Annotated in this window: 9 protein-coding genes; 8 read left to right on the forward strand and 1 reads right to left on the reverse strand. The window is 69.3% G+C overall.

What is annotated here, in order from left to right:
- Positions 1–78: 78 nt before the first annotated feature.
- The 5 genes from J7E97_RS07680 (at position 79) to J7E97_RS07700 (ending at position 9,132) form a co-directional block, all read left to right on the forward strand.
- Positions 79–2,748, forward strand: coding sequence for a Pls/PosA family non-ribosomal peptide synthetase (locus J7E97_RS07680; protein WP_215023731.1), 2,670 nt, complete (start codon positions 79–81; stop codon positions 2,746–2,748).
- A gap of 53 nt (positions 2,749–2,801) precedes the next feature.
- Entirely contained in the window at positions 2,802–5,390 is a 2,589-nt protein-coding gene (locus J7E97_RS07685) for an amino acid adenylation domain-containing protein (RefSeq protein WP_215023733.1), read from the forward strand.
- 42 nt (positions 5,391–5,432) lie between these two features.
- Positions 5,433–6,488, forward strand: a complete 1,056-nt coding sequence (locus J7E97_RS07690) for a TauD/TfdA family dioxygenase (RefSeq protein ID WP_215023735.1) — start codon at positions 5,433–5,435, stop codon at positions 6,486–6,488.
- A gap of 32 nt (positions 6,489–6,520) precedes the next feature.
- Positions 6,521–7,588, forward strand: coding sequence for a 2,3-diaminopropionate biosynthesis protein SbnB (gene sbnB, locus J7E97_RS07695; RefSeq protein WP_251054056.1), 1,068 nt, complete (start codon positions 6,521–6,523; stop codon positions 7,586–7,588).
- Positions 7,589–7,704: 116 nt separating this feature from the next.
- Positions 7,705–9,132, forward strand: coding sequence for an amidase (locus J7E97_RS07700; protein ID WP_215023739.1), 1,428 nt, complete (start codon positions 7,705–7,707; stop codon positions 9,130–9,132).
- Positions 9,133–9,203: 71 nt separating this feature from the next.
- Here J7E97_RS07700 and J7E97_RS07705 read toward each other — a convergent pair whose 3' ends face one another.
- The gene (locus tag J7E97_RS07705) at positions 9,204–9,479 is read right to left on the reverse strand and encodes a hypothetical protein (protein WP_215023741.1); all 276 of its coding nucleotides are present in this window, start codon (positions 9,477–9,479) and stop codon (positions 9,204–9,206) included.
- A 256-nt stretch (positions 9,480–9,735) separates the two neighbouring features.
- Between J7E97_RS07705 and J7E97_RS07710 the strand changes: the two genes are divergently transcribed.
- From J7E97_RS07710 to J7E97_RS07720, 3 genes are all read left to right on the forward strand, one after another.
- Positions 9,736–10,074 (forward strand): hypothetical protein, encoded by a 339-nt coding sequence (locus J7E97_RS07710; RefSeq protein ID WP_215023742.1) that lies wholly within the window; start codon positions 9,736–9,738, stop codon positions 10,072–10,074.
- 173 nt (positions 10,075–10,247) lie between these two features.
- Positions 10,248–11,051 carry a 2OG-Fe dioxygenase family protein gene (locus tag J7E97_RS07715; RefSeq protein WP_215023744.1) on the forward strand — a complete coding sequence of 268 codons (804 nt, stop codon included), beginning with the start codon at positions 10,248–10,250 and terminating at the stop codon, positions 11,049–11,051.
- A gap of 93 nt (positions 11,052–11,144) precedes the next feature.
- Positions 11,145–11,633 carry a hypothetical protein gene (locus J7E97_RS07720; RefSeq protein WP_215023746.1) on the forward strand — a complete coding sequence of 163 codons (489 nt, stop codon included), beginning with the start codon at positions 11,145–11,147 and terminating at the stop codon, positions 11,631–11,633.
- Positions 11,634–11,649 lie beyond the last annotated feature (16 nt).

The following is an 11,649-nucleotide window of genomic DNA, read 5'->3' on the forward strand; positions in this document are numbered from 1 at the left end:
AAGACGACGTCCTCACTCGCAATAGCGGGTGCCGACCGCTGCGGCGCGCAGCGCCCGGAACCTCGTCGAGGAGCACACATGCTGGAAAAAACGACCGCTGCCCGGACGGCCTGCCCGCCCGGCACCTCAACGCTTTCCGACAGCAGATCGGGTGTCGCACCCGGCGGCCCTGCGGCCGAGACCGCGGGGCTCCTCGCGGAGGTGCTGGCCGATGTCGTCGGTGTGGAGCAGGTGCCGGGCGACAGCAACTTCTTCGATGACCTGGGCGCCGATTCGATGGTGATGGCCGGGTTTTGCGCCCGGGTCAGGAAGCGGGCGGACCTGCCGCCCGTATCGATGAAGGACGTCTACCGGCATCCCACGGTCAACAGCCTGGCCGCCGCGCTCACCCCGGCCGCACCCGCGCTCTCCGCGCCCGCAGCCTCAGCAGCACCCGTACCCGTCCAGTCGGCTGCCCATCCGGCCGTCCCGGCCGTCCCGGCATCCACGCCGATGTCTGCTTCGGCGCGCAGAGCGGCGGCGCGGGCGGGCACAGGGCAGTACCTGCTGTGCGGGATGCTGCAGTTCCTGGCGTTCCTCGGCTATTCCTACCTCGCTGCCCTGGCCACGGTCCGTGGCTTCGAGTGGGTCGGCGGCGGCGCCGGCGTGTTCGATGTCTACCTGCGCTCCGTACTGGTGGGCAGCGCCGGCTTTGCCGGCCTGTGCATGGTGCCGATCGTGGCGAAGTGGACCCTCATCGGTCGCTTCACGGACCGCGAGTTCCCCGTATGGAGCCTCAGCTACGTACGCTTGTGGCTGGTCAAGGCCTTGATCCGCACAAGTCCTGTCCGTCTGTTCACCGGGTCGCCGTTGTACGTGGCCTATCTCAGGGCGCTGGGCGCGAAGATCGGGCGGGATGTCGCGATCTTCTCGACGCACGTCCCTGTCTGCACCGATCTGCTCACGATCGGTGACGGAACGGTGATCCACAAGGATGCGCTCTTCTCCTGCTACCGGGCACACGCCGGTCTCATCCAAACCGGCCCCGTCACCCTCGGCCGCAACGTCCTCGTCAGCGCGCAGACCGTCCTCGACATCAATACCTCGATGGGCGACCAGGCCCAGCTCGGACACGCTTCCAGCCTGCACTCCGGTCAGACCGTCCCCGCAGGCGAGCGCTGGCACGGGTCGCCGGCCGAGCCCACCGACACGAACTTCCGCACGGTCGGTGCCGTCGACCGCTCCACCGCCAGGAAGGTTTTTTACACCATCGGGCAGCTGCTCGCCCTGCTGTTGGGGTACCTGCCGCTGGCCACCGGCGGTGTGACCCTGCTGCTGGGCCCGCTGTCGCAGCTGAACACTGCGCCTGCGGAGGGGACTTCGGCGTACACCACGGGAACGTTCTATCTGGGTGCGCTGGCCGCATCCTTCGTGCTGTTCTTCGGCGGCGCTTTCGCCGGGCTCGTCATCCAGGGCGTGGTGCCGCGCCTGCTCAATCGGGCGGTCAAGCCGGATACGGTCTATCCGCTCTACGGCGTCCACTACGGTCTGCAGCGGGCCATCACGACGATGACCAACAGGAAGTTCTTCACGGCGCTGTTCGGGGACAGCTCCGCGATCGTCCACTACCTGCGCTATCTCGGCTACGACCTGTCCCGTGTCACACAGACCGGTTCGAACTTCGGTTCCGACGTGAAGCACGACAGCCCGTTCTTGACCTCGGTGGGCAGCAAGACGATGGTCGCCGACGGCCTGTCCGTCATCAATGCCGAATTCTCCAACACGTCGTTCAGGCTGTCCCGGGTCTCGATCGGAGCCCACAACTTCCTCGGCAACCGCGTCGCTTATCCCGCGCAGGCCAAGACCGGTGACAACTGTCTGCTGGCGACGAAGGTGATGGTCCCGGTCGACGGAGAGGTACGGGAGAACGTGGGCCTGCTGGGCTCGCCTGCCTTCACCATTCCCCGCACGGTGATGCGGGACACCCGGTTCCAGGACCTGGAGAGCGGCAGCGAGCTGCGTCGGCGCCTGGCCGCGAAGAACCGGCACAATGCCGTCACGGCGGGGCTGTTCCTGATGGCGCGGTGGATCCATCTCTTCGCCTTGACCCTCGTCGCCCTGGGCGCCGAAACCCTCTACTCCTCGCTAGGTGCGTTGGCGTTCGCGCTGGCCGCTGTCGTCACCCTGCCGTTGACCGTCGTCTACTTCGCGCTGATCGAACGGGCCACCACCGGATTCAAGGCCCAGAAGCCGCTGTACTGCTCGATCTACGAGCCGTCGTTCTGGCGGCACGAGCGTTACTGGAAGATGGCGTCGGTCGATTACGCACAGGCCTTTGACGGCACCCCGTTCAAGAACGTCCTCTGGCGGTTGCTGGGCGCGCGCATCGGCAAGCGGGTCTTCGACGACGGCTGCTTCTTCCCGGAGCGGACCCTCGTCACCGTCGGGGACGACTGCACGTTGAACGCGGGCACGGTGGTCCAGTGCCACTCGCAGGAGGACGGCGCCTTCAAATCCGACCGCAGCACGATCGGTGCCGGCAGCACCCTCGGTGTCGGCGCGTTCGTCCACTACGGCGTGACGCTGGCAGACGGCGTCCAGCTCGCCTGCGACTCCTTCCTCATGAAGGGCGAGCAGGTCCCCCATCGGGCCCGGTGGGCAGGGAACCCGGCCCGGGAGCTGCCCGACGACGCCCCGCCCTCCACCACGCTGCCGGAGCACCTGTCCGGCGCCGCACCCCTGTACGCCAACTCGCTCGACGGCGCCTGATACCCAACCAGACCAGCACCAGCACCAGCACCAGCAGACAGGAGAGACCCCTCATGGCACTGAACGCATCCACCAGCAGAGAGTTCTGGCACGGCGTCCTGACCGCCGGCAGCGGCTTCACGCCCCTTCCGCGCTGGACCCGGGTGCCGGTTGCGGGCGTGTCCGCCTACGAGACGCCGGTCCCGGCCGGACAGGCGACAGCGTTGCGCCGGCTGGCAGATGAGCTGGCGGTGCCACTGAACTGTGTGCTGCTGACCGCCCACGCGAAGGTGCTGGCCGCGCTGAGCGGCGATCAGGAGGTCACCACCGGTTACGTCGCTGCTGTCGGCGGCCGGCCGCTGCCGTGCAGGCTGACGACCGGTCCGGGCTCATGGCGGATCCTGCTGCTGCGCACCCGCCACGCCATCGCGCAGCTGGTGGCCAACCACGACTTCCCCGTCGATGACCTCAGGCGCGAACTCGGTCTGACCGAACCGCCCTTCGAGACCGTTTTCGACCCCACGGACCTCAGCGGCGACCTCCCCGGCGGCGCTGGTGAGCCTACCCGGGACAGCAGCACCCTGGATGCGGGCACGGCGCTGTGGATGGGCGTCGTCCACCACGACGACGGACGGCTGACGCTGCGGCTGCGCTACCGCACCGAGGTCCTCGATGCGGATTGCGCTGCCCGGATCGCCGGGTATCACCTGACCGCGCTCGCGCTGATCGCCGCTGACCCGGATGCCGATCACGCGGGTCGGAGCCTCCTGTCGGCCGAAGAGCTCCGTTTCCAGCTCCATGGCCTTGCCGGGCCGCGCCGCGACCTGCCCGATCGCCGAGTGCACGAGCTGTTCGAGCAGCGTGTACGCCAGCACCCGCATGCCGTCGCCGCCCAGCACGGCGACCGGATGTGGACCTACCACGAGCTCAACACCCGCGCCAACCGGCTGGCCCGCGCCCTGCGGGCCCAAGGACTCCGCCGTGAAGGGGTGGTCGCGGTGGCCATGGAGAGGAACCTGGACTGGCTGGCCGCCGTACTGGCCGTCTTCAAAGCCGGCGGCGCGTACTTGCCCATCGAACCGCACCTCCCGGCGGAACGCATCAAAGCCATGCTGGCCCGTGCCGGATGCGGGCTCGCGATGGCACACCCGGCCGCCAACGCCACCCTCCTGCGGGCCCTCGACTCCCACCCCGCACTCCAGACGCTGTTCGTCGACACCGCCTGCGGCCAGGAGCGTTCCGGGGCTGATCTCGGTATCGACGTCGCACCCGGCCAGCTGGCCTACATCTACTTCACGTCCGGCTCGACGGGTGAGCCCAAGGGCGCGATGTGCGAACACCTGGGCATGCTGAACCACCTCTACGCCAAGATCGACGACCTCGACATCGGCGAAGGGCAGGTGGTCGCCCAGACCGCGCCCCAGTGCTTCGACATCTCGCTGTGGCAACTGCTCGCCCCACTGCTGGTCGGCGGGCGGACCCTGCTGATCGAGCAGGAAACGATCCTCGACGCCTCGCGGTTCGTCGACACCGTTGCCCGCGGCCAGGTCACCGTGCTGCAGGTCGTCCCCTCCTACCTCGACGTCGTCGTGTCCCATCTCGAGCAGCACCCCCGGAAGCTGCCGCACCTGCGGTACATGTCGGTCACGGGTGAGGCGCTGAAGAAGGAGCTCGCCCAGCGCTGGTTCACCGCCCAGCCCCACATCAGGCTCGTCAACGCCTACGGGCTGACCGAGACCAGCGACGACACCAACCACGAGGTCATGGAGCGCGTACCGGACACCGACCGGGTCCCGCTGGGCCGCCCCGTCAACAACGTGTACCTCTACGTCGTCGACGAGCACCTCAACCCGGTGCCGCTCGGCGCGCCCGGCCTGATCGCCTTCTCCGGGATCTGCGTCGGCCGCGGGTACGTCAACGACCCCGAGCGCACCCGGCCGACGTACCTTGCCGATCCACATCGTGAGGGCACGCGCCTGTACCTCAGCGGCGACGTCGGCCGCTGGCTGCCCGACGGCAAGCTGGAATTCCTCGGTCGCCGTGACAACCAGGTCAAGATCCGCGGTTTCCGCATCGAGACCGGCGAGATCGAAAACACCCTGCTGCGAGCGCCCGGGGTACGCGACAGTGCCGTGGTGGTCGCCGAACTGCCCGACCACAGCACCCAGCTGGTGGCGTTCTACACCGCCCCGCACCCGATCGAAACCAGCATCCTGCTCGACCGGCTGGGCGCGTCACTGCCCGGGTACATGGTCCCCTCGGCCCTCCACTGGCGGGAAAGCCTGCCGCTGACCCCCAACAGCAAAATCGACCGGAAGGCCTTGACGGCCCTGGCCGCGCAGCTACACGCCGCCCAGGACGGCGTCCAGGACGGCTTCGTGGACGGCGTCCAGGGCGACGTCGAGAGGCCGCACACCCCCGCCGAACAGCGGCTGGCGGCCGCGTGGGCGACCGTGCTCGGCATTCAGCAAGGACGGATCGACCGGCGCGACAACTTCTTCGACCGAGGCGGTACCTCCCTGTCGGCCGTGAAGCTCGCCATCACCCTGGACCGCGCCGTATCCCCGGGAGACGTCACCCGGCACCCGGTCCTCACCGATCTGGCCCGCTTCCTGGACACCGCATCCCCTCAGCGCCCCGCCGCACAGCCGGCCTCCCCCTGATCGCCGGCCTTCCTCCTCAACGCCACCGAAAGGACAAAGACCATGTCATTCACCACCCACTCCCCGATCAGCACCGGCCCCGTGGCCACTTCCGCGTCCGTCCCCCGGGTGGACCTGCACCCCGGCAGGCCCCCGATACTGCACGTCCCCACTCCCGCCCCGGCCGATCTACCGGCCTGGGCAGCCGAACATCGCCACACCCTGCTCGGCCTCGTCACCGAACACGGTGCCGTGCTCGTCCGCGGGCTCGGCCTGTGCGACGCCGGGCAAGTGGGCGCCGTCTTCGGCCGATTGTCCCCCGCCCTGATGACAGACGCCGAAGCCTTCGCTCCCCGTCAGGCCTACTCCCCTGGCGTGTACTCCTCCACGGCGTGGCCGGTCAACCAGCCCATGTGCATGCACCACGAGCTCAGCTATACCCACAGCCCTCCCGGTCTGCTGCTGCTCGCCTGCCTGACGGCACCCACCACGGGCGGAGCCACCGCCCTCGCGGATTCCGCCGACGTCCTGGACGCACTGCCGCCGGAACTCGTCCAGCGGTTCGAACAGGAAGGCTGGCTCCTCACCCGCACCTACAACGACGAGATCGGCGCCTCCTGGACCGAGGCATTCGGCACCGACGACCGGGCAGCCGTAGAGCACTACTGCCGCGCCAACGCCATCGAGTTCGCCTGGCAAGGCGACGGCAGCTTGCGCACCCGACAGCGCCGCCCCGCCGTGGTGCGCCATCCGGCCACCGGCCGGCGCTGCTGGTTCAACCAGATCGCGTTCCTCAACGAGTGGACCTTGGCGCCCGAGGTACGGGAGTACCTCGTCGACGTCTACGGACCCGAAGCCCTGCCGTTCAACACCCGTTTCGGGGACGGCGACCCGATCGGTGAAGACGTGGTCGAGCTGATCAACACGGTCTACGCCGAGCACACCATCCGCGAGCCGTGGCAGTCCGGCGACCTGATGCTCATCGACAACCTCCGCACCGCCCACAGCAGGGAAGCGTTCGAACCGCCGCGCGAGGTCCTCGTCGCCATGGCCGCACCACGACCCCCGGCCTCCTTCCCGTCCACCCCCACCGCGGGCCCCGAGGGGAGCACCCGATGAGCACGTCCCGTCCCACTGCGACGCAGCCCCCGATGGCCGACCCGGACGCATCGCCGGCGCCGGCGCCGGCGCCGATCACCGTGCCGCCGTTCGCCGTGATCTCCGGAGCGCAGGTCCAGGAGACCCTCCAGGGCCAGGAACAGCAGATCATGGAGCTGATCGAGGCCACGTACGATCTCCACGCCGCCGGCGAGTCGGTGAACCCGCCGTCGTATTTCCTGCGCTTCCCCGACCGTCCGACCGCCCGCATCATCGCGCTGCCCGCCTCGATCGGCGGACCGGCGCGGGTCGACGGCCTCAAGTGGATCTCCAGCTTCCCCGACAACGTGCAGGCCGGCATCCCCAGGGCCTCGGCCGTGCTGATCCTCAACGACCACGACACCGGTTACCCGTTCGCCTGCCTGGAAAGCTCGATCATCAGCGCCACCCGGACGGCCGCGATGGCCGCATCAGCGGCCCACAGGCTCAGCCGAGGCCGCCGGACAGCCCCGACCCGCGTCGGATTCTTCGGAACGGGCCTGATCGCCCGCTACATCCACACCTTCCTGGCCGCAACCGGCTGGTCCTTCGACGAGATCGGCGTGCACGACATCTCCGCCGACAGCGCGGCCGGGTTCCAGGGCTACCTGCAAGCCACCCATGCGACCACCCGGATCACCGTGCACGACAGTCCCGAGGAGCTGATCCGCTCCAGCGACCTGATCGTCTTCGCCACCGTCGCCGACCGGCCACACGTCACCGACCCGGCATGGTTCGACCACAACCCCCTGGTCCTGCACGTGTCACTGCGCGACCTCGCCCCCGAAATCCTGCTCGCCTCGACCAACATCGTCGACGACGTCGAGCACTGCCTCAAAGCCGACACCTCACCCCACCTGGCCGAACAGCTCACCGGGAACCGAGACTTCCTCGCCGGCACGCTGCACGACGTCACGAGCGGCCGCGTGGCACTGCCGCAAGACCGGCCGGTGGTGTTCTCACCCTTCGGCCTGGGCGTGCTCGACCTCGCCGTCGGCAAACACGTTTACGAGGAAGCCGCCCGCACCGGCCGACTGCACGTCGTCGACGGCTTCTTCCACGAACTGAGCCGATACGGATAGGCGGCCCGCCTGATGGCGTGCGGCGACATCGAAAGGGTCGGCGAAGTCCTCGCGTGTTACTCGACGGTAGGGAATGATGGCGGGCGACCATCCACACGGCGGGGGCTGAGGCAGCGGTGACGAATTTCGACGAACGGTCCATCGTGCACGCCTTCCGGGACGACGCCCTGGGAGAGCACGACGCCGTCGGTCTCGCCGCGGCGATCCGGCGGGGCGAGATCTCCCCCGCCGAGGCCGCCCGGGACGCCAGGGAGCGGGTGCGGGCGGTTGACGGACGGCTGGGCGCGGTCCAAGCGCACGTCGCCGGTCCGGCGCACACCGGAGAAGGCGCCGCCGCAACCGGCGGCGCCTTCTCCGGTGTGCCGACCTTCATCAAGGACAACACCGACTACCGGGGGTTGCCCACGGGCCACGGCAGCGCCGCCTTCCGGCCGAGGGCCGCGCGGCGGCACGCGCCGTTCGCCCAGCAGTTCCTGAGCAGCGGCGTCACGGTCCTGGGCAAGACCCGGCTGCCCGAATTCGGGTTCAGTCCGACCACCGAGTACGACGGCGCGGAGCCGGTGCGCAACCCATGGCACACGGGCTACTCGGCGGGCGGTTCGTCGGGCGGCAGCGCGGCGCTGGTCGCTGCCGGCGCCGTGCCGATCGCACACGCCAACGACGGCGGTGGCTCGATCCGGATACCCGCCGCCTGCTGCGGACTCGTGGGCCTCAAACCGAGCCGTGGCCGCGTCGTGGCGAGCGCCCTGACCCGGCAACTACCACTCGACATCATTTCCGACGGAATCGTGAGCCGTTCCGTGCGGGACGCCGCCGCGTTCCTCGCCGCCGCGGAGACGTACCGGCGGAGCCCCGACCTGCCGCCCCTCGGCCTGGTCGAAGGCCCCTCGGGGCGACGGTTGCGCATCGGGTTCCTGCTGGACTCGCCGAACGGTGTCCGCTCCGACGCCGCGACCCGGGCGGCGGTCACGGAGACCGTGTCGACGCTCGGACGGCTCGGACACACCGTGGAGCCGGTGGAGTTGGGCATGGACCCGAGCTTCACGGACGACTTCCTCACGTACTGGGGGATGCTGTCCTTCCTCCTCGGCGCCACGGGGCGGACCCTCGGCGCGGACTTCGACCGGCACCGCATGGACGGCCTCAGCCAGGGCCTGCGCGATGAGTACCTACGGAACTGGCGCCGGACTCCCGGCGTCCTGCGACGGTTGAAGCGTACGAGGGAGGCGTACGCGGCCTCCTTCCGTGGGCTCGACCTCCTGCTGTCACCCGTGCTCGCCCACACCACGCCACCGATCGGCCACCTCAGTCCTGCCGTTCCCTACGCGCAGTTGATCGAACGGATCCTCGCGTACGTGGCGTTCACACCGGTCGACAACGTCGTCGGCACTCCGTCGGTCTCGGTGCCCGCCCCGCACGCGACGACGGACGGACTGCCCATCGGCGTGATGTTCTCCGCCCGTCCCGGCGGTGAGCGGAAGCTGCTGGAGATCGCGTTCGAGCTGGAGGCCGACCGGCCCTTCCGGCGCATTCAGGACCAGTGACCAGTGACCGGTGCCCGGTGCCCGGTGACTGGTGGCTGATGCCTGATGCCTGATGCCTGATGCCGGGACCGTCAGGTATGCAGTCGGCTGTTGGAGCCCTCGCTGTCTGCGGCGCTCTCGTCGTTGAACCAGTAGTCGCCCGCCGCCAGGTAGCGGAAGGACTGGACGGTGGCGCTGGGCAGTTCGACCGTGACCGCCCGCCGGCCGTCCTGGCGCGGCTCGAGCGTATGGACGCCGGGCTGCCAGTCGTTGAAGTCCCCCACCACGCTCACCGGCCCGGGCGGAACATCCGGCGGCAGTACGAACGTGACCTCGGCGCCGTCCTCGCGCAACCTGCGCTCCAACATGGGTGCCTCCCGTCGACAGTGACACAGCGGAATGTCCATCGTCAGCCGCCGGGGGCCCGCCCGCGCTCCGGCGCCGCCGACCGTGTGAACGTGTCACCCGCCCCCGCACCCCCGCCCTGCCCCCGGCGAGCGGCCGCAGCAGGCACGTGGCACCGTTGGCAGGGCGAAGACAAGGTCCACACAGGCGGGACCCGGCCGGCTGAAGCCACCCCGGCCTGGTCCCGCAACGGACGGCCGCCATGGAGGGCCCTCGACAGTGCGGCATGCGGACAGTCACGAGACGGACGCGGAGCTCCTGGAGGCGGTATCCGCCACCCTCGGCGCAGCCGGGTTCGGCCCGGGCGACGCGGGAGAGACGGGCGTGCACCTGATCCTGCACGCCCGCGGCGTGATGGTCGGATGGACGCCCCAGGAGATCGACGACCTGCACACCCGCACCCACGGCCCACCCCCCGCCGGCGACCACAACGCCGAGCTGACCGGACTGCGCCACGCCACCGGCCTCGCCCTGGCCGCCGCTCTGCACGCCGCCGGGTTCACCACCGAAACCCACAGCGACTCGATCCTCGTCCTACCCCCACCGCCACCGGGCTGAGCCGCCCCCGCCCCTCCGCGCCCCCCGTAGCCAGCGAGGTGCCCTGCCGGTCGAAGACCCGCTGTAGCTTTGCACTCGGGCCGTGCGTCGTCACGTTCGGCATGGGCCGGTCGGTATGCGAGCGACATGCGCGGCCTCCGAGAGCGACTGCGAGCGACCTGCTGGAGGTACACGTGGAAGAGACTGCGTCCAAGGGGCGGCCGCTCAGCGGTTCGGAGATGCCGGCTGACGGCATGAACGGCCTGCGTCACAGCGGGTTCGCCCGCTACGGTCCCACGCAGCTCGGCATCGACCCGGCCGGCGCGGCCGCCGATGACCTCGCCGAGATCACGGAAGGCTGCGCGGATCTCCCCCCGGACCCGTACGCCCCGGGAACCAATCGCTACCGCCGTTACTCCCACGCCGTGTACCTCCCGTGGAAGGACGAGCTGTCGTGGATTCCCGGGACGCCCGATCCGGTGCACGGCACGGTCACCGAGTACTACCCTCGACGAGCCCTCCCCGGCATTCCGGAGCCGCTGCGGACCAACCCGCTCCTGGAGCGGCTCGTGCGCTGGGACATCGGGCAGACGCTGTGGCTGGAAGGCTTCGAGAGGCGGCCCATGTGGGTCGGTGTGCATCTGATCAAGCTCGGTGTCGAGAGCCCGGGTCAGGTCGCTGTCTCCTTGCCCAACTGCCTCCATCAGGACGGAGGTTCCCCCCGGACGTTCACGTTCGCCCACTTGATCAGCTACCGCAACATCACCGGCGGGGAGAACGTCATCGCCACCCCCGACAGCGCCGGCCTGGGGCCGGAAGACGTTCACGAGATGGACATCCACGCCCGCTTCACCCTCCGCGATCCGCTGGACGGCTACGCAGTGCACGACCACCGAGTCAGCCACTACGTCGCCCCGGTAGGACTCGGTCACCAGCCGGGGCCAGGGGAACGGTGCATCCTCATCGTCGGCCTCGCCCCGTACGTCCCCCAGCTCTGAGGCCGACAGCAGCCTGACCGGGGCATCCACTCAATGTGGTGAACCACTGCGGAACGCCGCCGTGCCCACGTGTCGCTCGGGTTGGTTGGCCGCATGGAATGGTCATCGATCGCCTTCGTCGCCTGCAGTGTCCTGGCGTCGCTCTTACTCCTGGCCCTGATGGTGCGGTACGTGCCCGAGCACTGGCACGAACACCACGCCCTGAAGGACACCCTCGACCATTTTTCGGGGCTCAACAGGACCCTGTTCAGCTTCATCCTGGCGCTCTCCATCGTCTCTGCCCAAGCGAGCCTCACCAAAGCCTCCGAAGACGTCAGCAACGAGGGGGCGAGCCTCATCAACCTCCAGTGGGCCACGCGGCCCCTGCCCACCGCCTCCCGCGAACGGGTCCGTGACCTGACTCGCCAGTACACGGTCGCGGTCATCGACGAGGAGTGGCCGGCCATGGCGAAGGGAGAGTCCAGCGCACGCGCGCAGAACATCTACGACGAGCTCCGGCGAACCCTGCAAGACACTCAGGGCAGTTCCAAGCAGGAGGAGGTTTTCGCACGGGACTCGCTCGTGGCACTGAGTGGACGTTAAGTCCGTTTCTGGTAGC

The organism is Streptomyces sp. ISL-66, assembly GCF_018614135.1.
In the GTDB taxonomy this organism is placed as follows: domain Bacteria; phylum Actinomycetota; class Actinomycetes; order Streptomycetales; family Streptomycetaceae; genus Streptomyces.

Excerpts from the sequence above, each read along its gene's own strand:
- J7E97_RS07680 (WP_215023731.1), top strand. The coding sequence starts at position 79 with ATGCTGGAAAAAACGACCGCTGCCCGGACGGCCTGCCCGCCCGGCACC.
- J7E97_RS07685 (WP_215023733.1), top strand. The coding sequence starts at position 2,802 with ATGGCACTGAACGCATCCACCAGCAGAGAGTTCTGGCACGGCGTCCTG.
- J7E97_RS07690 (WP_215023735.1), top strand. The coding sequence starts at position 5,433 with ATGTCATTCACCACCCACTCCCCGATCAGCACCGGCCCCGTGGCCACT.
- sbnB (WP_251054056.1), top strand. The coding sequence starts at position 6,521 with ATGGCCGACCCGGACGCATCGCCGGCGCCGGCGCCGGCGCCGATCACC.
- J7E97_RS07705 (WP_215023741.1), bottom strand. The coding sequence starts at position 9,479 with ATGTTGGAGCGCAGGTTGCGCGAGGACGGCGCCGAGGTCACGTTCGTA.
- J7E97_RS07720 (WP_215023746.1), top strand. The coding sequence starts at position 11,145 with ATGGAATGGTCATCGATCGCCTTCGTCGCCTGCAGTGTCCTGGCGTCG.